General features: G+C 61.5%; 25 protein-coding genes. 15 read left to right on the forward strand and 10 right to left on the reverse strand.

What is annotated here, in order from left to right; translation table 11 throughout:
- Nucleotide 1: 1 nt before the first annotated feature.
- Nucleotides 2-946 (reverse strand): hypothetical protein, encoded by a 945-nt coding sequence (locus tag ACN9MZ_RS24445; RefSeq protein ID WP_426339435.1) that lies wholly within the window; start codon nucleotides 944-946, stop codon nucleotides 2-4.
- The gene (locus tag ACN9MZ_RS24450) at nucleotides 943-1,818 is read right to left on the reverse strand and encodes an ABC transporter ATP-binding protein (RefSeq protein WP_426339436.1); all 876 of its coding nucleotides are present in this window, start codon (nucleotides 1,816-1,818) and stop codon (nucleotides 943-945) included. Before ACN9MZ_RS24450 ends, ACN9MZ_RS24445 begins: the two co-directional genes overlap by 4 nt.
- Before the next feature lie 279 nt (nucleotides 1,819-2,097).
- On the opposite strand from ACN9MZ_RS24450, the gene ACN9MZ_RS24455 reads away from it, so the two are divergent.
- Nucleotides 2,098-4,170 (forward strand): GGDEF domain-containing protein, encoded by a 2,073-nt coding sequence (locus ACN9MZ_RS24455; RefSeq protein WP_426339437.1) that lies wholly within the window; start codon nucleotides 2,098-2,100, stop codon nucleotides 4,168-4,170.
- On the opposite strand, the gene ACN9MZ_RS24460 is transcribed toward ACN9MZ_RS24455, so the two are convergent.
- Nucleotides 4,167-4,490 (reverse strand): hypothetical protein, encoded by a 324-nt coding sequence (locus ACN9MZ_RS24460; RefSeq protein ID WP_426339438.1) that lies wholly within the window; start codon nucleotides 4,488-4,490, stop codon nucleotides 4,167-4,169. The two genes, ACN9MZ_RS24455 and ACN9MZ_RS24460, sit on opposite strands and share 4 nt — an antisense overlap.
- Before the next feature lie 51 nt (nucleotides 4,491-4,541).
- Between ACN9MZ_RS24460 and ACN9MZ_RS24465 the strand changes: the two genes are divergently transcribed.
- The gene (locus ACN9MZ_RS24465) at nucleotides 4,542-5,180 is read left to right on the forward strand and encodes a hypothetical protein (protein WP_426339439.1); all 639 of its coding nucleotides are present in this window, start codon (nucleotides 4,542-4,544) and stop codon (nucleotides 5,178-5,180) included.
- Here the strand turns inward: ACN9MZ_RS24465 and ACN9MZ_RS24470 are convergent.
- Entirely contained in the window at nucleotides 5,164-5,445 is a 282-nt protein-coding gene (locus tag ACN9MZ_RS24470; RefSeq protein ID WP_426339440.1) for a hypothetical protein, read from the reverse strand. The two genes, ACN9MZ_RS24465 and ACN9MZ_RS24470, sit on opposite strands and share 17 nt — an antisense overlap.
- 44 nt (nucleotides 5,446-5,489) lie before the next feature.
- Entirely contained in the window at nucleotides 5,490-5,945 is a 456-nt protein-coding gene (locus ACN9MZ_RS24475) for a hypothetical protein (RefSeq protein ID WP_426339441.1), read from the reverse strand.
- Between the two features lie 109 nt (nucleotides 5,946-6,054).
- Between ACN9MZ_RS24475 and ACN9MZ_RS24480 the strand changes: the two genes are divergently transcribed.
- On the forward strand, nucleotides 6,055-7,083 hold the full coding sequence (locus ACN9MZ_RS24480) for a hypothetical protein (protein WP_426339442.1): 1,029 nt from the start codon (nucleotides 6,055-6,057) through the stop codon (nucleotides 7,081-7,083).
- On the opposite strand, the gene ACN9MZ_RS24485 is transcribed toward ACN9MZ_RS24480, so the two are convergent.
- Nucleotides 7,050-8,231: a DUF418 domain-containing protein gene (locus ACN9MZ_RS24485; protein WP_426339443.1), complete on the reverse strand. Its 1,182-nt coding sequence runs from the start codon at nucleotides 8,229-8,231 to the stop codon at nucleotides 7,050-7,052. The genes ACN9MZ_RS24480 and ACN9MZ_RS24485 overlap by 34 nt on opposite strands.
- A 7-nt stretch (nucleotides 8,232-8,238) precedes the next feature.
- The gene (locus tag ACN9MZ_RS24490; RefSeq protein WP_426339444.1) at nucleotides 8,239-9,174 is read right to left on the reverse strand and encodes a LysR substrate-binding domain-containing protein; all 936 of its coding nucleotides are present in this window, start codon (nucleotides 9,172-9,174) and stop codon (nucleotides 8,239-8,241) included.
- 103 nt (nucleotides 9,175-9,277) lie between these two features.
- On the opposite strand from ACN9MZ_RS24490, the gene ACN9MZ_RS24495 reads away from it, so the two are divergent.
- The 11 genes from ACN9MZ_RS24495 to ACN9MZ_RS24545 all read left to right on the forward strand — a co-directional run bounded on the left by ACN9MZ_RS24495 (nucleotide 9,278) and on the right by ACN9MZ_RS24545 (nucleotide 16,805).
- Nucleotides 9,278-10,117: a phytanoyl-CoA dioxygenase family protein gene (locus ACN9MZ_RS24495; RefSeq protein WP_426339445.1), complete on the forward strand. Its 840-nt coding sequence runs from the start codon at nucleotides 9,278-9,280 to the stop codon at nucleotides 10,115-10,117.
- Nucleotides 10,114-10,932, forward strand: coding sequence for a sugar phosphate isomerase/epimerase family protein (locus ACN9MZ_RS24500; protein WP_426339446.1), 819 nt, complete (start codon nucleotides 10,114-10,116; stop codon nucleotides 10,930-10,932). The genes ACN9MZ_RS24495 and ACN9MZ_RS24500 overlap by 4 nt, the downstream gene beginning before the upstream one ends.
- Nucleotides 10,933-10,956: 24 nt before the next feature.
- Nucleotides 10,957-11,913 carry a hypothetical protein gene (locus ACN9MZ_RS24505; RefSeq protein WP_426339447.1) on the forward strand — a complete coding sequence of 319 codons (957 nt, stop codon included), beginning with the start codon at nucleotides 10,957-10,959 and terminating at the stop codon, nucleotides 11,911-11,913.
- Between the two features lie 112 nt (nucleotides 11,914-12,025).
- Nucleotides 12,026-12,493: a hypothetical protein gene (locus ACN9MZ_RS24510; protein WP_426339448.1), complete on the forward strand. Its 468-nt coding sequence runs from the start codon at nucleotides 12,026-12,028 to the stop codon at nucleotides 12,491-12,493.
- Entirely contained in the window at nucleotides 12,486-12,992 is a 507-nt protein-coding gene (locus ACN9MZ_RS24515) for a DUF4240 domain-containing protein (protein ID WP_426339449.1), read from the forward strand. Before ACN9MZ_RS24510 ends, ACN9MZ_RS24515 begins: the two co-directional genes overlap by 8 nt.
- Nucleotides 12,993-13,010: 18 nt before the next feature.
- Complete coding sequence (locus ACN9MZ_RS24520) at nucleotides 13,011-13,673, forward strand: site-2 protease family protein (RefSeq protein WP_426339450.1); 663 nt, start codon at nucleotides 13,011-13,013, stop codon at nucleotides 13,671-13,673.
- On the forward strand, nucleotides 13,670-14,332 hold the full coding sequence (locus ACN9MZ_RS24525) for a hypothetical protein (RefSeq protein ID WP_426339451.1): 663 nt from the start codon (nucleotides 13,670-13,672) through the stop codon (nucleotides 14,330-14,332). The genes ACN9MZ_RS24520 and ACN9MZ_RS24525 overlap by 4 nt, the downstream gene beginning before the upstream one ends.
- A gap of 183 nt (nucleotides 14,333-14,515) precedes the next feature.
- Entirely contained in the window at nucleotides 14,516-14,881 is a 366-nt protein-coding gene (locus ACN9MZ_RS24530) for a hypothetical protein (protein WP_426339452.1), read from the forward strand.
- Nucleotides 14,882-14,989: 108 nt separating this feature from the next.
- Nucleotides 14,990-15,442 (forward strand): nuclear transport factor 2 family protein, encoded by a 453-nt coding sequence (locus ACN9MZ_RS24535; protein WP_426339453.1) that lies wholly within the window; start codon nucleotides 14,990-14,992, stop codon nucleotides 15,440-15,442.
- A gap of 91 nt (nucleotides 15,443-15,533) precedes the next feature.
- Entirely contained in the window at nucleotides 15,534-15,839 is a 306-nt protein-coding gene (locus tag ACN9MZ_RS24540) for an NIPSNAP family protein (RefSeq protein ID WP_426339454.1), read from the forward strand.
- Between the two features lie 90 nt (nucleotides 15,840-15,929).
- A complete protein-coding gene (locus ACN9MZ_RS24545) occupies nucleotides 15,930-16,805 on the forward strand; it encodes an alpha/beta hydrolase (protein WP_426339455.1) in 876 nt (291 codons plus the stop codon).
- Between the two features lie 4 nt (nucleotides 16,806-16,809).
- On the opposite strand, the gene ACN9MZ_RS24550 is transcribed toward ACN9MZ_RS24545, so the two are convergent.
- Genes ACN9MZ_RS24550 through ACN9MZ_RS24560 form a run of 3 tightly spaced genes read right to left on the reverse strand, consistent with a single transcriptional unit; the run spans nucleotide 16,810 to nucleotide 19,418 of the window.
- Entirely contained in the window at nucleotides 16,810-17,520 is a 711-nt protein-coding gene (locus ACN9MZ_RS24550; protein WP_426339456.1) for an anaerobic ribonucleoside-triphosphate reductase activating protein, read from the reverse strand.
- Nucleotides 17,513-17,686 (reverse strand): anaerobic ribonucleoside-triphosphate reductase, encoded by a 174-nt coding sequence (gene nrdD / locus ACN9MZ_RS24555; RefSeq protein ID WP_426339457.1) that lies wholly within the window; start codon nucleotides 17,684-17,686, stop codon nucleotides 17,513-17,515. Before nrdD ends, ACN9MZ_RS24550 begins: the two co-directional genes overlap by 8 nt.
- A 10-nt stretch (nucleotides 17,687-17,696) precedes the next feature.
- Nucleotides 17,697-19,418, reverse strand: coding sequence for a ribonucleoside triphosphate reductase (locus ACN9MZ_RS24560; RefSeq protein WP_426339458.1), 1,722 nt, complete (start codon nucleotides 19,416-19,418; stop codon nucleotides 17,697-17,699).
- A 137-nt stretch (nucleotides 19,419-19,555) separates the two neighbouring features.
- On the opposite strand from ACN9MZ_RS24560, the gene ACN9MZ_RS24565 reads away from it, so the two are divergent.
- Nucleotides 19,556-19,879 carry a low molecular weight protein tyrosine phosphatase family protein gene (locus ACN9MZ_RS24565; protein ID WP_426339459.1) on the forward strand — a complete coding sequence of 108 codons (324 nt, stop codon included), beginning with the start codon at nucleotides 19,556-19,558 and terminating at the stop codon, nucleotides 19,877-19,879.
- The last annotated feature ends 4 nt before the right edge of the window (nucleotides 19,880-19,883 follow it).

Here is a 19,883-nt window from a genome sequence, read left to right on the forward strand (position 1 = left end):
GTCACGGCAAGGGCCGCAGCACCACCGCCACCGGGCGCAGCGCACGGTCGGCCAGCGCCAGCAGGCGCTTGCCGCGCACCGATCGTGGCCGCACCCGGTCCGGCGAATAACGGTGGAAGAACAGGGTTGCCGGCACCAGCAGCAGCATGGACAGCGACAGCGTCGCCGCACGGATGCCCCACGCTTTGAGGGTCCACAAGGACGCCGGAAGGAGCAGCGTCGCTCCAGCCGGATCGAAAGCACTCCGGCCGAGGACAAAGGATGTCGTCGCAAAATGTTCGCGCAGTGTCGTCACAGCCACCGACAGCCCCGAGAAATCTAGAAACATCGGCCACAGCGCTCCCGGGCTCTCGGTCACACCAACCAGCGCCCCAAACTGCATGCACCACAGGAAGAAGAACAATACGTCGCCGCGCTTGCCCACCAGCGGCCCGATATTGTCGAACAGGACCGCGCAGGCGGCCGCGTAGCTGACAATCGGCAGCAGCATCAGCAGATAGGTCTGCAGGTAGACCAGCACTTCGACCGGCCCTTCGCCCCGCAAGGCATGCAGCGCCAGGGTGGAAGCAAGGTAGGCGAGCACGAACAGCAGCAGGTACGCCACGCCGCCCAGCCAGCGCCCGGCAACCAGCAAGGCATTGCTGGCGCCTGTTGCGCCGATCACCGCGCCCATGCCGCTTTGCAGGTCGTCCGCAACGCGCCCGCGCACCAGGTAGAAGCCTGCCAGTCCGAGCAGCATGCCGGCGATATGCGCGCTGCCAAAGGCCAGCGCCTGGCTGGTGTACAACACACGCTTTTGGTCGATCATCATCATCGTGATGCCATCGGCCGGATCGGAAATCCCGAGCCAGCACAGGGCCATCGCCGCCAGCAGCGCCACCAGCGTGGACCGTCGGCGCAGCCGCAAGCGCACCTCATTGAGCGCCATGACACGGATTGCATTCATGCGGCCTCCGCAACCGGTTCCGACAGCGCATAGCGTTGCGCCATCAGCGCTTCTTCCAGGCTCGGCTCGACCGCATGCGCGCCCGCAAACGGCTGCCCCGGGTGCGCCACGCGCAGCTGCACCTGCGGGCCCTGGCATTGCGCCTGCAGCACATGGAAGCGGCTGCGCAGCGCATCGTAATCGGCGGCATCGACACTGGCCTGCCACACCTGGCCGCGCGCCCGCTGCAGGATGGCGTCCGGCGTTTCCAGCGCCAGCAAGCGGCCCTTGCGCATGATGGCCAGGTGGCCGGCAATGCTCTCCACGTCCGGCACGATATGGGTCGACACGATCACAAGCTTGCCGAAACCCAGTTCGGACAACAGGCGGCGGAAGCGCAAGCGCTCCTCCGGGTCCAGGCCCGCCGTCGGTTCATCCACGATCAGGATATCGGGATCGTTCAGCAGCGCCTGAGCGATCCCAAGGCGGCGCCGCATGCCGCCCGAGAACGATGCCGCCGGCCGCCGCGCATGTTCGGACAGGTTCACCAGTTCCAGCAGGTGGCGGATGCGGGCCGGATCGCGCACGCCCTTCAGCGCTGCGAAATACTGCATGCACTCCAGCGCGCTCAGGTTTGGATAAACGCCGAATTCCTGCGGCAGGAAGCCAAGGCGGCGCCGCATCGCATCCGGATTGCGCACAATATCCTGGCCGTCGAACAGGATGCTGCCGCCAGTGGGCCGCGACAGCGTGGCGACCAATTGCATCAAGGTGGTCTTGCCGGCGCCATTGTGACCAACAAGACCGACCACGCCACTACCAAGTTTCAGGGAAACATCGTCCACCGCTTTCAGGTCGCGGAAGGCCTTGCTGACATTGCGCAGTTCGAGCATCTTGTTTTCGCCTCAAGTATGTTGTTGAAGCAAACTTTATCGAGCCCGCTGCGGGCCCGCGCAGGAAATGCGATGAACGGTAAGAATCGAGGGCCGAGCGGAAAGAGATGGCATGTAGTTTCACAAGTGGAAATTCCACTTGCATTTTCCCCACAGTTGGGGCGTCTATCATGCAAATAGTGAGCTCGATTGCGGATTTCCCGCTTGCAACAGGCATATAATGAACCGCACACGCTGCTCATGCGACCCCAAGGACTCAAGTTGCCAGGCTTTCCGGTTTTGACGATTTCCAAGCGCCTCCGAACGCTGGCGGGCGCCTGCCTGCTTGCGCCCTGCCTTGCATTTGCCCAGTCGCCCCTCGACAGCGAAATCGCGCAGATCCGCGAACTGGTGCGTTTCGTTCCCGACAAGGCCCTGGTCCAGTTGCAGCAGCTGGAACCGGTGGCGCGCTCCGCCCCGCCCCTGACCCGCGCCGAATTCCTGGCCCAGCTCAGCCTGACCCACCGCAGCCTGGGCAAGCATGACGTGGCGCTGGCGTTGGCCGAAGAACTGCATGACTTCGGCCGTGCGCAGGACAACAAGATCATCATCGCCAAGGGCTTGCTGACCAAGGCCTACGTGCGCTCGGCGATGAACGAGCGCCAGGTGTCGCACGAACTGGCGTTCGAAGCGGAAAAGCTGGCCAGCGACACCAACGACATGGTGCTGCGCGTGCAGTCCACCATCACTGCCGGCCAAAGCTACGCTGAACAGGGCAATTATCCCGTGGCCCTGATTCGCCTGCAGTCGGCAGTGGAACTGGCGCAAAAGGTCGAGAGCGACAAGGTGCCGCTGGCCAGCGCGCTCAATGCGCTCACCCTGTTCTACACCCAGGTGCGCGAATACGACAAGGCGTGGGAAACGCTGGGCGAAACCTTCGAAGTGTCGGAGACCCTGAATTCGCCGGGCCGCATGGCGATCGCCAACAACACCGAATATGGCCTGGCGGTCGACACGCAGCAATACAAGCGCGGCATGCGCGCCCTGCTGGCCAACCTGGACCTGACCCGCAAGCTCGGCGCCAAGCGCATGATCGCCACCACGCTGGTGAACCTGTCCGATATCAACCTGAAGCTGCACGATTTCCCCACCGCGCTGCGTTTTGCCAACGAAGCTTCGGCCGCCGCGCGCGATGCGAACGACGATGCCAACGAAGCCACGGCGCGCATCAATGCCGGCCAGGCCTACATGGGTACCAACAAGGTCGCGGAAGGAAAGAAGTCTTTTGCGCTCGGCATGGCTTATTACGAGAAGACCGGCGACAAGCCGGAGCTGCAAGCCCTCCTGACCGAGTACGGCGAAGCGCTGGAACGCGTGGGCGACTACCAGGGTGCGGTGGAAGCCTACCATCGCGAACGCCAGATCTCGAACGAATTGTTCGAATCGCAGCGCAAGAAGACCATGTGGGAGCTGCAGGAAAAGTACGACACCGAAAAGAAGAAGCGCCAGATTGAACAGCTATCGCACGAAAACCAGGCCAAGGGCGCGGAGCTGACCGCGCGCCGCCTGCAGCAGCGCATCTGGTGGCTGCTGGCGGTGGTGTTCGCGCTGGCTGCCGTGATCGTCGGCCTGCTGTACCGCAAGGTACGCCAGGCCAATGCCCAGCTCGAGGTGAAGAACCTGGAGTTGAAGGCGCAAAGCTCGCTCGATCCGCTCACGGCGCTATACAACCGCCGCCACTTCCAGGAATACATGCGCACGCATAACCAGGTGGAGCGGCGCGGCGTCAATGGTGAAGACATCGTCGGCGCCCTGTTCCTGCTGGACGTCGACCACTTCAAGCACGTCAACGACACCTACGGCCACGCCGCCGGCGACGCGGTGCTGAAGATGATTGCGGAGAGCCTGCGCATTGCGCTGCGCGAGACCGACATGATCGTGCGCTGGGGCGGCGAGGAATTCCTGGCCTTCCTGCCGGCCATCCCGCGCAACGGCGTGGACGAAATCGCGCGCCGCATCCTGAACTGCGTGTCGTCGCAGCCGGTGCCGTTCCAGGACCACATGATCCACGTGAATGTATCGGTCGGCTTTGCGCCATTCCCGCTGGCGCCGGGCGGCCTGCCGCTGCCCTGGGAACGTGCGGTCAACCTGGTGGACATGGCGCTGTACCTGGCCAAGGCCCATGGCCGCAACCGCGCCTACGGCGTGCGCGGCTTCAGCAACTTCGAACAGACCTCGATGGAGGCCATCGAGCAGAACCTGGAGCAGGCCTGGCGCGCCGGCTTTGTCGACCTGACGCTGGTGTTGGGCGGCATGCCCGACGAGCCGCCGCCTTCCAATGTGGTGCCGCTGAAGAGCAAATCAGGGAACTAGTGCTTTTCCTTGCGCGCCTCGCGGGCCGACTCCTGCATTTCCTGGCCAGCCTGCTCGACTTTTTCGCCGATTTTTTCGGTGGCCTTGTTCAGCTTTTCGCCAGCCTGCTGGGCCGCCTGGTCCAGTTTCTCGCCGGCCTGGCCCAGCTTTTCTTCAGCCTTGCTGGCCGCCTGGTCCAGCTTTTCGCCTGCCACGCTGGCGGCCTTGTCAATCTCGCGGCCGGCCTGTTCCGCCGGTCCGATGCGCTTGTCTTCGGGTTTCTGGCAACCGCCCAGGGCCAGCGCCAGCGTTGCAAACAGCACGGCAATCATGCTTTTCATGGTATCTCCTTTCCTTCCAGCATAGTGAAAATGTTACGCTAGAATACTCCAATGGACGCGCACATTCCCATCCTTAAGCGGGCGGGCATGGTGCTGGTGGTGCTGGGCACCTGCGACCTGCTGGCCATCCGGTCCGGCCTTTTCCTGCTCGGCGCGGCAGCCGGTATCGGCTTGCTGTTCGGCAGCCTGCACATGGCGTCGCTGGTGCGCTGGGTGGCTGCCTTCGCCCTGTGCGCGCTGGGCGTGATGATGCTGGCCTGGCCCCTGATGCAGCCGGTCGACCTGACCCTGACCCAGCTCAGGCTGCAGCCGCGCGTCCTTCCCTCCCTCGTCACCAGCGCAACCTGGCTGTTGCTGCTGCACTGGCTGTACCGCACCCTTGGCGCGCCCGCTGTCCTTGCCGCGCGCCGCGCCGCCGGCCACAAGGCGCGCCACATGGGACTGGCGGCCGCCAGCGGCGCCGCGCTGTCGCTGATGCTCTGCGTCGCACTGTCGCTACTGCTGCATGGCGATGTCGCGGAACGCGCAAGGCGCGCGGCCGAACGCCAGTTCGGGCCCGATTACCGCTATCACGTAGCAGCGCTGAAGGTCGACGGAAAACGTGTGGAAGGGCTGGTCACCGCATGGAATGGCAACGAGATCCGCCACATCCCGGTGGCATGGCAGGACGACGCTAACGGCGACCGATGACGAAGGCGCCGACCAGCGCAGCCACGCCGAACACCAGCAAGGTGCTGCAAAACGCCAGGTTGAGGAACTTGGAAAGGTTCAGCACCCCGAGCACGGCGGCGGCCAGGAAAGCCAGTCCGAAGAACAGCAGCCAGCCGGCCGTATCGGCAGCCGGCAACTCGGCGCCGCGCGCCTGCACATGGCGCATGAAGGCACGCCGGATAGCGTTGGATGCCAGCAACACCAACAGGAAAACGCCACCTGCAGCTAAAAAGTTTACCTGCATCTGCCCTCCAATGTTTGGCTCTGGGCAGATGGTAGCACCGAGTCTCAATCGGCGACGATCTTTTTGGGCGGCGGCGGCGGAGCGAAGGCGACGTTATCGCCCTCCGGTGCGGAATCCTGGGCGTCCGAAAACTCGAGCCAGCGATCCAGGCTGGCACGGCGGCGGATGGTGATGCCCTTGTTGCTGATGTAACCGATCTGCTCGAAGTTATCCAGCTTGCACACCATCTTGGAGGTGGTGGGCAGGTTGTCGCGCAGGCGGTCGTAAGCCTTGCGCGCCTTCTGCTCCCACTTGGCCAGGGTTGGCTCGTTGAAGCGGTTGCTTTCGTAATAGATGGTCAAGGTATGGTCGTGATTGCCGAAGCCGACGACCGCCGCGCCCTTGCGGACAGCGGACAGGATATCTTCCTTGATATTGGTGGTCGGGACGAAAATGGCCGCACGGCTATCCGTTTCATCGGGCCGCTGGAGCGGCAAGTCCTGGCCAAACTGTACACCCATTGATGTTTCTCCCCGGCTATATTCGTCCGATTCTACCTCGCGTCCCTTCCCGGTTCAAGCGGCGGCACGCCGTATAATGCGCATGCCTCATCCTCTTTATAGCCTGATAATGACCGCTTTTCCACCTGCCGCCCGCGATACGGCAGCCCGCAATGTACGCGACCTGCTTGCCCACGCCATCGAATACGCCGCGCCGCAGCAGGCTTTGGTGGTGTTCGACCATCGCAGCCCGCTTTCCCTGGTACTGGCAGACGCCTACCGCGCGGCCCTGCCGGAGGGCCGTTTCATCGACTTCGACACGGTGCAGGCGGCCGACGTGCTTGCGGCTTTCGAGCAACTACAGGCGGGCGACCTGGTGGTGCTGGTGCAGACCACCAGCTTCCGCCTGAACGAATACCGCATCCGGATGGAGCTGTTCAAGCGCGGCCTGAAGGTGATCGAGCATATGCATTTGTCACGTATGCCGGACGGGCAAGGCCTGGTCTATATCGATGCACTGGCCTACGACCCGGCGTACTACCGCGGCGTCGGCCATGCTTTGAAGACCCGCATCGACCGCGCGCAATCAGGCGTGGTGGAAAGCGGCGGTGAACGGCTGGTGTTCGCCTCTGCGTTTGAAGAAGCCAAGCTGAATATCGGCGACTACAGCGCCATGAAGAATGTCGGCGGCCTGTTTCCGATCGGCGAAGTGTTCACCGAAGCGCAAGACCTGGAAGCAGTCAACGGCCGCGCCAAGGTCTTCGTGTTCGGCGACACCACTTTCCACGTCAACCGCCCGGCCACGCCGATCACCATGATCGTGGAAAAAGGCCGCGTGACCGGCGCCGAGAACAGCACGCCGGAGTTTGACAATATGCTGGCAATCATTCGCGCGCATGAAGGCGAAGTATGGGTGCGCGAACTCGGTTTCGGCATGAACCGCGCCTTCTCGCGCGAGCGCACAGTGGACGATATCGGCACCTATGAGCGCATGTGCGGCATCCATCTCTCGCTCGGCGCCAAGCATGGCCAGTACCAGAAGCCGCAGTTCAAGCGCAAGGACGCCCGCTACCACGTCGACGTCTTCGTCCAGACCGATGCGGTCTACCTCGACGACGAGCAGGTCTACCGCGACGGCGGCTGGGCTCCTGCTTCCTGAGGCAGCCACTGCCAGTTGGTGATGGCGCGCAGCAGCCATTCGGCTGGGCCATAAGCGTAGTGTTTGAGCCACCAGGCGCTGAGAGTCATTTGCGCGAGGAAGACGGCAGGCACCAGCGCCAGCACGGCGATTGGGGGCAGCTCGTCGCACAGGCGCAGTCCGTAACCCGTGAATAGCAGCGCCAGCACCAGGGACTGCAGCAAGTAATTGCTCAACGCAAGCTTGCCCATGGGCGCCAACGCCGCGATCGCCCGCGCGCCGTGACGGCTCCTGAACAGAAGCATCATGAGGACGATGTAAGCCGCGGTCAGGAGCGGCGCAGTCAGGTAGCTGAGCGCCGTGGCGAAAATCACCAGCACACCGCCCGGCGCGAATTCGGAAGCAGCCGCATACAGCAGTGCACCACCGAGCCCGAACACGGCGCCAAGGCGCAAGATGGGGCGAACCAGCTGCTCGATCGCCTCAATACTCCCCAGCAAATTAGCGCGCGCTGCGCCAAGTCCAAGCAGGAACATCGCCAGCGCACTCGGCCCCTGGCCAAACATCAGGAACGCGGAAGTCGATGGAAACTCGCCCGTGATGAATGCCTGCGTGCTGCGGGCATCGCCATGGAAGGCGGCCACCCTGGCAAAGACAGCCTTCAGTTCCAGCAGGCCCGCTTCCGGCGAGAACAGGAGCACCACACCCAGCACGACCAGCATGAAGGACGCCAGCATCAGTAACAGCGCCGCACTTTCTGCCGTGCGCCAATGGCGGCCATACCAGAGCAACAGCAGGAGGCACAGCAAACCATACAAATGCAGGATGTCGCCATAGTACAGGAAGCAGCCATGCAGCACGCCCAACAACACCAAGCCAGCCGTCCGGCGCAGCATGCGCGGACGAAACGCGGCGCCCGCACGTTCGGCGGCCCACGCCTGGAGCATGAAGCTGTAGCCAAACAGGAAGGAGAACAACAGGTAGAACTTGGCTTCGAACAGGAGCGCGACGATGAAGCGCACTGCCATATCGATGGCGCCCGCATAGCGCGGATTGGTCACGCCAGAGGCGAAGTAAGGGTCGGCAAACGACCAGATGTTGACGGCCAGGATGCCAAACAACGCAAAGCCGCGCAAGGCATCGATTTGCAGGAGGCGGTGTTGGTTCATCCTGCGATTATATATTTAGCAACCCGGCATCCACCAGGGCCTTGTCCCAAGGCGGCACGGGCTGGTACTGCGCCAGCAGGAAATCGATCAGCGCCCTCACCTTCGGCGATAGCTGGCGCGTGGCCGGGTACAGGGCGCTCAAATGGTTCAGGGGCAAGTCCCAGTCGGCCAGCACCGGCACCAACCGCCCTTCAATAAGGTCGCGCCAGGCCAGGAAGGTTGTCGTATAGACGATGCCCAGCCCGCGCAAGGCCGCATGCTGCAGAACCATTCCGTTATTGGCGGTGAAAGCCGGCGTCACGCGTACTGTGGCCTGCTCCTCGCCGCGTGCGAAGTGCCAGGCGATACCGCCGGTGAGGTGGCTGAAGTGCAGGCACTGGTGGCGATGCAGGTCCTCTGGAATCTCAGGCCGGCCTGCCCGCGCCAGGTAGGCCGGCGAGGCGCACAGGATGCCGCGGCAAGGCGCCAAAGGCCGTATTGCCAGAGCACGGCTGTCCGGAATCCCGCCCACGCGGATCGTCAGGTCGAAGCCATGTTCGATCGGATCGAGCAGTGCATCGTCCACATGCAGCAGCGGCGACAACTGCGGATGCGGCAGGCTGAAGCGCGCCACCGCATCGGCCAGCCATTCGCTGCCGAAGCTGGACGGCGCCTGTATCCGCAGCGGCCCTGCCAGCTCGACGCCGGCATGCGTCACCACCCGCGCAGCTTCCTGCGCCTGCAGCACCGCCAGCGCGCAAGGCTCCAGGTAAGCCTGCCCTGCATCGGTCAGGCTCACATCGCGCGTGGAGCGATGCAGCAGGCGCGCATTGAGCCGTTCTTCGAGCGCAATCACATGCTTGCTCACCATGGCGCGCGTCATGCCCAGCCGGCGCGCAGCACCGCTGAAGCTGCGCTGCCGCGCCACCTCCACAAAGATTTCCATTGCCTTGAGCTGGTCCATGGGGCGATTGTCTCCATTTCGGAGACAATGTGTCAACCGTTTGCACATTGTTGGCATCCAATGACTTCCCTACAATGACTTGAATTAAGATAAGGAGCACCCCATGCTGACCGACGCCCAGAAAGCCCAATACGCCAAGGATGGCTTCATCGTCATCCCCGGCTTCAAGACCGCAGAAGAAATCGCCGCCCTGCGCGCCCGCGCCGCACAAGTCGTGAACGACTTCGACCCGGCCGTCGCGCAAGGCATCTTCACCACCAAGGAACAGGAGAAGAAGGCCGACGACTATTTCCTCGGCTCGGACAACACCGTGCGCTGCTTCTTTGAAGAAGAAGCCTTCGGCCCGGACGGCCAGCTGAAACAAGCCAAGGAGCTGTCGATCAACAAGATCGGCCACGCCATGCACGACCTGGACCCGGCCTTCCGCGCGTTCACCGCCGATGCGCGCCTGGAGCAGATCGCCCGCGATATCGGCCTGGCCGAACCGCAGGTCTGGCAATCGATGTACATCTTCAAGCAGCCCGGCATCGGCGGCGAAGTGCGCTGGCACCAGGACGCCACCTATTTCGACACCACCCCGATCAGCGTCACCACCTTCTGGTTCGCACTGGAAGACGCCACGCTGGAGAACGGCTGCATGTGGGCCGAACCGGGCGGCCATCGCTCGCCGCTGCGCGAACGCTTCATCCGCGAAGGCGACCAGGTGAGCGTGGAAAAGCTGGACAACACGCCATGGCCGACCGACGCCACCGCCGTGCCGCTCGAATGCAAGGCCGGCTCGCTGGTCTGCTTCCACGGCCTGCTGCCGCATTACAGCGCGCCGAACCGCTCGCCGGTTTCGCGCCACGCCTACACGCTGCACGTCACTGACGGCCGCACCGAATACTCCAAACGTAACTGGATCCAGCGCGATGCGTCCTTCCCGGTGCGAGGCTTCCTGTGAAAATCAGCATCTTCGCGCCGCACTGGGGCAGCAATGACTTGCCTCCGGACGTCTTCATCGCCAAGGTAAAAGAGGCCGGCTTCGACGGCATCGAAATGTCGCTGCCGCTGGACCGCGCACAGCGCGACAACTGGGCCTACAAGATCGCCAACGCCGGGCTGGACCTGATTGTCGCCCAATGGGAGACAGTCTTCCACAGCGACTTCGAGGCGCACAAACAGGCGCTTGGCGAACTGCTGCGCAATGCCTGCGCAGTGCAGCCAGTACTGGTCAACTCGCACACCGGCAAGGACTGGTATACGCCACGGCAGAACGAGGAACTGATCGCGCTCGCCGCCGGCATCTCGAACGAATATGGGGTGCCGGTGGTGCACGAGATCCACCGCAGCCGCTTCAGCGGCCACCCGATGCTGCTGCTGCCCTACCTCGATCGCCTGCCGCAGCTGCACCTGAACGCCGACCTCTCGCACTGGTGCGTGGCCTGCGAATCGCTGCTCGAAGACCAGGAGCTGACCCTGGCCAAAGTACTGCCGCGCGTGCGTCACATCCACGCACGCGTCGGCCACCAGCAAGGCCCGCAAGTGGCTGACTTTCGCGCACCGGAGAATGCCGATGCGCTGCAGGCCCACCTGTCCTGGTGGGACCGCATCATCGAACTGCGCCGCAACAACGGCGCCGAACGCATGACGCTCACGCCGGAATTTGGCCCGGCCCCTTACACCTTCACCTTGCCTTATACCGGCCAGCCAGTCAGCAATGCGTGGGACCAGAACGTGGCGATGCTGGACCTGCTGCGCAAGCGCTATTGCAAGTAATGCCGTTGGCAGAATGGGCCGGACATGAAACGCATTTTCTCCGCTTTGATCCTGATGGGATGCTGCCACGCCGCGGCCGCGCTGGCAGACGACTTCCCTGCCAGCTACATCCGCGCCCAGCTGCTGAAGGCAAACAATCGCGTCGACGTCGACCTGGCCGCCATTGCCCCAGGCAAGCCGGTCAAGGTCGATTATGTTGACGCGCCGGTGTGGATCTACCGTCGCACGGCTGAAGACCTTGACTATCTGCGCGGCGGCCCGACGACGCAGCTCGCCGACCCGGAAGGAAAAAACTGGGCTGAGTCGATCGCCGCCGCCAACCAGACCTCCGCCTCGTCCGTATGGACACGGCTCTTCTTATCCGGCCAGCCGCCGATAGAAAAGACACGCTATCGCTCACTCAAAGACGAATACCTGGTGATCGCCGCATGGAGTCCGCACTCGGGATGCTCACTGCAATTCCAGGAGCCCGATCGCCGCCAGGAGAAGCAGGCGCTGTTTCTCGATCCTTGCCGAGGCGCCAGGTTCGATGCTGCAGGACGCGTGCTGAAAGGTGAGCTCTACACCCCACCCGGACAGCCAAAGAAGACCACCCGGTACAACCTCTTCGTGCCTCCACACTATTTCGTTTCAAATTCCCGCTTGACGATAGGCCTGGCGGCTGGAGCATCCCTGCCTGAACTCGACGCAGCAACGCTCCGGAATTATCAAGGGATGGAGCACAATGAGCGCCTGGCCGCCGCTGCTGCCTGCAACGATATTGCGGAGGTACGGAAAGCCCTGAAAGCCGGTGCCAACGCCAGCGCTTACGTCCCCGGAAAGAGAAACCCCTTCGACGCTGCGATCGTCGGCGGCAGCATGGAGATGATTCAACTGCTGGTCGCGAATGGCGCCCGTCCGACCCCGAACTCCCGCAATGCCGCCACCTTCGTGAAGCGGCGGGAGGTCATTGACCTGATCGACCTGCTCGAAAAACGCTAGAAGCAGAGTCCCGCGCGGCATATCCACGGGATTGCCGATTTTGCAATTAACTGGCATACTTTAAATTGCAAATCCGCAATAATTGAACATGCAAAATGCGTGTCGCGCCCTTATGACTTACACCAACAGGACCATTCCCGTCTTTCTCGGAACCGCCGCCGGTCTTGCCCTCGTCAACATCCTGGGCACCATCGTCGTCAATGTCTTGGTATGGATCAGCATGAACCAGGGAACAGACCTGGGCCGGGCAATCACGGCCGCAGTCGGAAGCCCCTGGTATCAGAAAGCTTCGATCGCTTCGCAAATTTTCGCCAGCGCCATCGGCGGTTACATGACCGCGTCATTGGCTGCCAATCAGCGCTACCTGAACGCCGCAATTGCTGGAGCCCTGCAGAGCGCATGGTTTGCCATCCTGCATACCTTCCCCATTCAGGGTGCGGAGTTCGACATAATTTCAATCATCATCTGGTTCGTGCTGCCGCTGCCGGCTTCCGTCCTTGGCGCATATATTTACGCCCTGCTCCTGGTGCCAGGTCCTGTTTCACAACATAAGATCAGCACGGAGAACATCAATGGATAAAGCAGGATTCTGGAACATCATCGACAAGTCGCGGCATGCTGCCGGCGGCGATCCGGAGCGGCAGCTTGACACGCTTGGTGAACTGCTCGCAGAGATGTCTCCCGAAGAAATCGTGTCCTTCGACCGCCATTTGTCCGCATACCATGCTCGGGCCTACCATTGGGACCTTTGGGGCGCGGCCTACATTATTGGAGGAGGATGCTCGGACGACGGCTTCCTTGATTTCAGGGGCTGGCTGATTTCCCGGGGCGAGAAAGTCTACGAAGCCGCAATGTCCAACGCCGATTCGCTTGCAGCGGTCGTGGAGGACCATGATGGCGAGTGTCAGATCGAGGGCTACCAGTACATCGCCTGGCAGGTCTGGGAGGAAAAAACTGGCAAATCGTATGATGATTTCCCCGAGCACGACCTGCCAAAGGGCGGCGAAATTGAAGGCTCGCCATGGGAAGAAGAGGACCTGGATGCCCGGTTTCCCGCGCTTACCAGGAGGTTCGGCTGATAGTAAGGTCAAGGTGAAATGATGCCCTGGCTGGTCCAAACCTTCGCTCTTCTCTGCGTTCTCACCTCTGTCCACGTCGCCGCAACAGCGCTGGCAGCGCACTGCGCCGGCATCCCTGTTCGCAAGGTCTCCTTCGGAACAGGAGCAGCGATTTGGGAGAGTGGCAAGTTCCGGCTCGGATGGTTTCCAATTAGCGGATACGTCCGATTGAAAGACTCGCGCGAAGAGATTCTCTCCGACGCCGACATGGCCGACGCGTTCGACCATGCCCCGGTCTGGAAACAGATCGCCGTTCCAATTGCCGGCCTCGGATCGGTCCTGCTCATCACAATGCTGACACTGGGACATGAGGGAGCGGAAGCCTTTGCCGGCGCCTTCCGCCAATTGGTCCTTGGCGCGCTCAGTCCTTTCACCGACGCCCAGGAATACCTGCGGGCAGGCAGAACTTTTGCCGGCTCGCACTCCCTGGCCAATTTTGCGGGACTTCTCGGAGCAAAGATCGTGGCAATGAACCTCTTGCCGCTGGGCGGACTCAATGGCTTGCATCTTCTCCTCACGCTGATACGCGGAAAGCAGCCCAGGCAGTGGGAGGCTCCCCTTATCCCGTGGACTTTCCAGATGATGCTGTTCCTTTTCGGCAGTTGGCTACTCGCGATCGCCGTTTTCGTTGGGGGGAAATGATGGGAGTCGAATATCGCCACTTCTTCGTGGTGGATCAGGAGAACTGGCATCCTGAGCAGGACACGTTCGAGCGCGTGAACAAGGTGCTCGGATCTTGGGGCCTTAACGACAAGCTGTTGGAAATCGTCGACCTCACGGCCGGAAAGCAAAGCAGGACCACCGATGCAAGCATTCCGAAAGGCCTTGCTGGCAAAGTGTTCAAGTTCGAAGGCCCAAGTGGGGGTACAGTCGCTCGCCTGGCGGGTCCTTCTCTCCATGATTGCGAGGACGAGGAGCGCTATCTTTCGGAAATCCTCGTCATAGTTGGCGAGGACTACAGGATTCAGTGGAGCTGTGAAGGGCTTTTCTTCGAGCTGCTGGAGGCGCCCTCCATCGTTTACCAGGACGAAGAACCATATGGGACGGCCTACGCCGAGTCATTCCCGTCCACGAATACGACAGCGCCGAAGGTAAAGCTACACGTCGAGGATTTCGCGAGGAAGCATCTCGCTCCAACGGAATGCAAAGGATATTGGCAAGGGGCGGTAATCCTCGACTTTGGCAAGGACCTGCCCACGTTTGCCGATGAAGTTCGCTCCTTGCCAAACCGGGAATTCGTCGAGGCGCTGCGAAACGCTTTGCGCGCGCAATCAATTATCGAAATTGGAGAGTTCTACTAGATATCGGTGTTTTCATCGCTCATATGCAGCGTTCCTTTCAACCAGCCTTTCAAGCTCCATGCAAAACATGCCCTACCCCACTGTCCTGGAATACCGAGTATGGTGCCATCCGGAGCGCGGCGCCCCGGACGCGCCGTCGAACCGGCTTGAAATCCTGCGAGAACTCACTCCACGGAGCAGGAAATGCTGACCATCGCTGTATTGCTGCTTTTCTTCACAGGCATCGCACACTCATACCTGGGCGAGCGCTATATCCTCATGCGCCTCTTCAAGCGCGACAACCTGCCCCAGCTCTTCGGCGGAACCCGCTTCACAACTGGAACGCTCAGATTTGTCTGGCATCTTCTCACCTTGGTCTGGTGGGGGATCGCGGCGATTGTTTTACTGGCATCGGGAAAGCCGGTCGAAACCAGGACGGTTCTTCAGGTCTTTAGCATCGTCGCAATGGTATCCGGCCTGTTCCCTCTCTACTTCACCCGCGGCCGGCACCTTTCCTGGATAGTTTTCTTCGCCGTCGGCGCCCTTCTCTGGTTCGGGTATCCGCGATGACGGCCTGCCACCGGGCCGGGCGGGAATCCAATGAAGCTGATGCAAATAACAGCGTCCTGGTCTACGATGGACGTATGCTCATCCAGGAGCGAATTCAGGAGATGCACGATGTACCACGCTATCGTACGCCGCAGGATCACCAAGGTATTCGCAGGACTCAGTGAAGGCCGGGTTGAGGCGGTGACCGACGAACTGGCGTCAAATGCCACACACTATTTTGTAGGCACACACGCCTTGTCCGGAACGCGCAGGACGCCCGAAGCCATCCGCGCGTGGTACGAACGCCTGCTTCGCCTTCTGCAGGGGATCAACTTCACGCTTCATGAAGTGAGGGTTTCGGGCTGGCCCTGGCGCACGCAGGTTGAGGCCATCTGGACTGAGACCAACAATGGGACCGATGGCGTACAGACCACCGCTGAGGGGGTGAACCTGATTGAGATCCGCTGGGGCCGCGTGACCAGTGTCCGCATCTATCCCGATACGGCCGCGTTGGAACGAACCCTGCACCGCATTGCGGCCAAGGGCACCGCGGAAGCGCTGGCAAGCCCTATTACCTCATGAGCCGGTCCTGATGTTGCGAAAACCGCGCAATGCGAGCGGATAGATTCCGCCTCACTTATACTAGGGCGCACCGTCTGCCTGAAGAAGCCCTATGATCACCTGCTACCTTCGCTACATCATCGATCCGTACAAGCTCAAGGAATTTGAACACTACGGGAAAATCTGGATTCCGTTAGTCGAGAAGTTTGGCGGCGCGCACCATGGTTACTTCATGCCTTCCGAAGGCGCGAACAACGTCGCACTCGCGATGTTCTCGTTCCCGAGCCTTGCGAACTATGAGGAGTACCGGATCAAGTCCCTTGAAGACCCGGAGTGCCAGGCAGCCTTCAAGTATGCTGAAGACACCCGTTGTATCGTCAGTTACGAACGAAGCTTCTTCCGCCCCGTCTTCGCTTAGAATCCGTTCCAGCCAGATGGTGGATATGCCGGCCACAATGATCATTGAGGAGCATGGATGCCAATAGCGCGCACCACCCAAGGGCAAGCAATGGACGAGCTCGATCGATTGGAAGCGATGTTTCGTGCACGGCCGACAGAACTCACCATTGATCAGCGCCGGGAAGCGTGCGACGCCTTGGCCCGGCTCTATCCGACTGCCGCGGACGTCAGTGTCGCTCCCGTCATGGCGAACGGCGTTCCCGCCGAATGGACCTTCACGTCGGACGCGCGCGAAGACGGCGTCATTCTCTACCTGCACGGCGGCGGCTTCGTATGGGGTTCCCTGGGAAGCCACCGGCATTTTGTCAGCGAACTCGGTCGCGCGGCGGAAATGAAGACCTTCGCCCTGGACTACCGGCGCGCGCCCGAATTCCCCTTCCCAGATGCGCTGGACGATGCCGTTAACGGATACCAGTATTTGCTTGATCGAGGCATGCAGCTCACAGTGGCAGGCGATAGCGCGGGCGCAGGCCTTGCAGTCGCCATGCTGGTGCGTTTGCGGGAGCTGGACCTGCCCCAGCCGGCGAGCACGGTCCTGTTCTCGCCCTGGGCCGACATGACCATTGCAGCAGGCAGCTACGCCCGAAACGCCAAACGCGACCCGGTGCTGAATCGCGAACTCATGCTTTTCCTGGCCGAGCAATACCTCGGCGACCGGCCGCGGGACGTGCCCCTGGCTTCGCCTGTTTTCGCCGATCTGCACGGCATCGCCCCACTCAACATCTTCGTCGGCGCCACTGAAGCGCTGCTCGACGATTCCATCGCCCTCGCCCGTGCAGCCACCATCGCCGACGTTCGCGTGCGGCTCGAAATATGGCCGAAGATGTTCCACTTCTGGCCCAACTACTACCAGGAATTGAAGGAAGGCAAACAAGCCCTGGACATGGCGGGGGCGATCTTGCGTGATGCCATGCTGGTGAAGTGATCAGCTAGCCATTCGCTTGCCGAAGCGTGAACTGGCGGAACCGCGACTTCACCTGGCCGACCAATTCGCCGTGCAAAACGCCTTCGCTGGCCGAATTGATCAAATCCTGGCTGCGGCAGCCTACCGAACGGAAATCCTGCAGTGCATACGCCTCGCAGCCCATGCCGGAAATCTGCTCCACCAACGCGGTCAGGTGCCGGGGTGTAGTCAGCTTGGGATGGATCGTGGTCCTGAATTCGTATGGAACGCCGCTCTCAATGACAAGGCGGGCGGCAGTGCGTGCTGCTTGCGCGCTGCCGCTGACGCCAGTGATTTCATCGTAGGCGTCGAACGAGGTCTTGATGTCGAGGCCGACCCAGTCCGTCAGCGGGAGCACCTGCATCAGGCGTTCAGGGTAGATGCCTGCGGTGTGCAAGCCCACTTTGAAGCCGAGCGCTTTCACGCTGCGTATCGCATCTTCCAGCGCCGGATCAAGGGTCGGCTCGCCGCCGGAAAACACCACAGCGTCCAGCAGCCCTACCCTGCCGGCGAGAAAAGCGAGCATGTCGCGCCAGGCGATCGCCGGTGCAACGTCCCTGGGTTGCAAGTGCGGGTTGTGGCAGTACCCGCAGCGCCAGGGGCAGCCCTGGACGAACACAACGGCTGCCAGCTCGCCGGGATAGTCGGTCGACGTGAACCTGGCGTAGCCGCCGACCTTGAGCTCCCTGTCAGCCATTGTTCCGGTGCTCGACGAAATAAGTACGCTCGTTGAATTCCCCCTTTTTGCCAACGTTGAAGGACGAGTATGGGCGGTGATACCCCATTACACGCGTCCAGATTTCGCAAGGCTGGCGCTCTGCGTCGGTGAGGGCGATTTCCTGGTTTGGCTGCTTGGCGGTCATGCATATCTCCTTAGTCAAGTGAAAGTTCGCGCGTCTTGCGCGCAAGGATGTCCTCATCGCATTTCGGACAGAATTCGTGCTTGCCGCTCAAGTAGCCGTGTTTCGGACAGATCGAGAACGTCGGCGTGACCGTGATGTACGGCAGGCGGAAGCGCGTCAGTGCGCGCTGCACCAGGCGGCGGCAGGCATCGGCGCTGGATACCTGCTCGGTCATGTACAGGTGCAGCACGGTGCCGCCGGTGTATTTCCGTTGCAGCTGGTCCTGCCGCTCCAGCGCTTCGAACGGGTCATCGGTGAAACCCACCGGCAGCTGCGAGGAGTTGGTGTAGTAAGGCATTTCCTGCGTGCCTGCCTGCAGGATCGACGGCATGCGGGCACGGTCCTCCTTGGCAAAGCGGTAGGTTGTGCCTTCGGCCGGCGTGGCCTCCAGGTTGTACATATGTCCTGTCTCTTCCTGGAACTCCAGCATGCGGGCGCGGATGTGATCGAGCAGGCGTATCGCCAGCGCGGCTCCGGCTTCGGTGGTGATGTCTTCCGTGTCGCCGCTGAAGTTGCGCAGCATTTCGTTCATGCCATTCACGCCAAGCGTGGAGAAATGGTTGCGCAGCGTGCCGAGGTAACGCTTGGTATAAGGGAACAGCCCGCCATCCATCAGGCGCTGGATCACCTGGCGCTTGATCTCCAGGCTAGTCTTGCCCAGTTCAAGCAGTTCGTCCACGCGTGCAAACAGCGCCGCCTCGTCGCCCGCATACAGGTAGCCAAGGCGGGCGCAGTTCAACGTGACTACGCCGAGCGAGCCGGTTTGTTCGGCCGAGCCAAACAAGCCGTTACCCCGCTTGAGCAGTTCGCGCAGGTCGAGTTGCAGTCGGCAGCACATGGAGCGGATCATGTTCGGCTTGAGTTCCGAGTTCACGAAGTTCTGGAAGTAAGGCAAGCCATAGCGGGCAGTCATTTCGAATAGCAGCTCGGCGTTCGGGCTGTGCCAGTCGAAGTCCGGCGTGATGTTGTAGGTCGGGATCGGGAAGGTGAAGGCGCGGCCTTTGGCGTCGCCGCGCATCATGACTTCGATGTAGGCGCGGTTGATCATGTCCATCTCTGCCTGCAGGTCGCCGTAGGTAAACGGCATCTCTTCGCCGGCGATCACCGGCACCTGCTCCTGCAGGTCTTCCGGGCAGGTCCAGTCGAAAGTGAGGTTGGTGAAAGGCGTTTGCGTGCCCCAGCGCGAGGGGACGTTCAGGTTGTAGACCAGTTCCTGCATGGTCTGCAGTACCTGTTCATAGCCCAGCTTATCCTTGCGGACGTAGGGCGCCATATAGGTGTCGAAGGAGCTGAAAGCCTGGGCACCGGCCCATTCGTTCTGCAAGGTGCCGAGGAAGTTCACGATCTGGCCGGCGGCGCTGGAGAGATGCTTCGGCGGCGCCGATTCCACTTTTCCCGGCACGCCGTTCAGGCCTTCGTTCAGCAGCGTGCGCAACGACCAGCCAGCGCAATACCCGGCCAGCATGTCGAGGTCATGGATGTGGATATCGGCATTGCGATGCGCTTCGCCGACTGCGCGCGGGTAGACGTGGTCGAGCCAGTAGTTGGCGACCATCTTGCCGGAAATGTTGAGGATCATGCCGCCCAGCGAATAGCCCTGGTTGGCATTGGCGTTCACCCGCCAGTCGAGCTGCTGGAGGTATTCGTTGATCGAGGACTCCACGTCCACGGTGGTCTTGCGGGCAGGGTTCATTATTCTCTTTAACTACATGTTGTGTTGCAATGGATATTACACACTAAATGTAGTGAACGACGACTTGACGGCGCTGATTTTTGATTTCCTTGATCTGGTTTAAATTTGATAAGATTCGTGCAAATTTCGCCTATCCCATGAAACGAGCACTCTTTATCTGCACGCAAAATCGCTTGCGCAGCCCGACAGCGGAGCACGTCTTCGCCAACTGGCCCAATGTGGAGACCGATTCCGCGGGCCTGGGCAATGACGCCGACCTTCCCCTGTCGAGCGAGCAGATCGCGTGGGCCAACATCATCTTCGTGATGGAGAAGGCTCACCGCAACCGTCTCTCCCGCAATTTCAGGGCGCACCTGAACGGGAAGCGCGTGATTTGCCTCGACATTCCTGACGACTACGAATACATGCAGGCCGAACTGGTTCGGCTCCTCGAAACCAAAGCCGGCAAGTTCCTGCGCTAACCCT

It is taken from the genome of Pseudoduganella sp. S-14, assembly GCF_049913285.1.
Classification (GTDB): Bacteria; Pseudomonadota; Gammaproteobacteria; order Burkholderiales; family Burkholderiaceae_D; genus Rugamonas.

Coding starts and splice junctions, on each gene's coding strand:
- ACN9MZ_RS24445 (WP_426339435.1), bottom strand. CDS start 946: ATGAATGCAATCCGTGTCATGGCGCTCAATGAGGTGCGCTTGCGGCTG.
- ACN9MZ_RS24450 (WP_426339436.1), bottom strand. CDS start 1,818: ATGCTCGAACTGCGCAATGTCAGCAAGGCCTTCCGCGACCTGAAAGCG.
- ACN9MZ_RS24460 (WP_426339438.1), bottom strand. CDS start 4,490: ATGAAAAGCATGATTGCCGTGCTGTTTGCAACGCTGGCGCTGGCCCTG.
- ACN9MZ_RS24465 (WP_426339439.1), top strand. CDS start 4,542: ATGGACGCGCACATTCCCATCCTTAAGCGGGCGGGCATGGTGCTGGTG.
- ACN9MZ_RS24470 (WP_426339440.1), bottom strand. CDS start 5,445: ATGCAGGTAAACTTTTTAGCTGCAGGTGGCGTTTTCCTGTTGGTGTTG.
- ACN9MZ_RS24475 (WP_426339441.1), bottom strand. CDS start 5,945: ATGGGTGTACAGTTTGGCCAGGACTTGCCGCTCCAGCGGCCCGATGAA.
- ACN9MZ_RS24480 (WP_426339442.1), top strand. CDS start 6,055: ATGACCGCTTTTCCACCTGCCGCCCGCGATACGGCAGCCCGCAATGTA.
- ACN9MZ_RS24485 (WP_426339443.1), bottom strand. CDS start 8,231: ATGAACCAACACCGCCTCCTGCAAATCGATGCCTTGCGCGGCTTTGCG.
- ACN9MZ_RS24490 (WP_426339444.1), bottom strand. CDS start 9,174: ATGGACCAGCTCAAGGCAATGGAAATCTTTGTGGAGGTGGCGCGGCAG.
- ACN9MZ_RS24495 (WP_426339445.1), top strand. CDS start 9,278: ATGCTGACCGACGCCCAGAAAGCCCAATACGCCAAGGATGGCTTCATC.
- ACN9MZ_RS24505 (WP_426339447.1), top strand. CDS start 10,957: ATGAAACGCATTTTCTCCGCTTTGATCCTGATGGGATGCTGCCACGCC.
- ACN9MZ_RS24510 (WP_426339448.1), top strand. CDS start 12,026: ATGACTTACACCAACAGGACCATTCCCGTCTTTCTCGGAACCGCCGCC.
- ACN9MZ_RS24515 (WP_426339449.1), top strand. CDS start 12,486: ATGGATAAAGCAGGATTCTGGAACATCATCGACAAGTCGCGGCATGCT.
- ACN9MZ_RS24520 (WP_426339450.1), top strand. CDS start 13,011: ATGATGCCCTGGCTGGTCCAAACCTTCGCTCTTCTCTGCGTTCTCACC.
- ACN9MZ_RS24525 (WP_426339451.1), top strand. CDS start 13,670: ATGATGGGAGTCGAATATCGCCACTTCTTCGTGGTGGATCAGGAGAAC.
- ACN9MZ_RS24530 (WP_426339452.1), top strand. CDS start 14,516: ATGCTGACCATCGCTGTATTGCTGCTTTTCTTCACAGGCATCGCACAC.
- ACN9MZ_RS24535 (WP_426339453.1), top strand. CDS start 14,990: ATGTACCACGCTATCGTACGCCGCAGGATCACCAAGGTATTCGCAGGA.
- ACN9MZ_RS24540 (WP_426339454.1), top strand. CDS start 15,534: ATGATCACCTGCTACCTTCGCTACATCATCGATCCGTACAAGCTCAAG.
- ACN9MZ_RS24545 (WP_426339455.1), top strand. CDS start 15,930: ATGGACGAGCTCGATCGATTGGAAGCGATGTTTCGTGCACGGCCGACA.
- ACN9MZ_RS24550 (WP_426339456.1), bottom strand. CDS start 17,520: ATGGCTGACAGGGAGCTCAAGGTCGGCGGCTACGCCAGGTTCACGTCG.
- nrdD (WP_426339457.1), bottom strand. CDS start 17,686: ATGACCGCCAAGCAGCCAAACCAGGAAATCGCCCTCACCGACGCAGAG.
- ACN9MZ_RS24560 (WP_426339458.1), bottom strand. CDS start 19,418: ATGAACCCTGCCCGCAAGACCACCGTGGACGTGGAGTCCTCGATCAAC.
- ACN9MZ_RS24565 (WP_426339459.1), top strand. CDS start 19,556: ATGAAACGAGCACTCTTTATCTGCACGCAAAATCGCTTGCGCAGCCCG.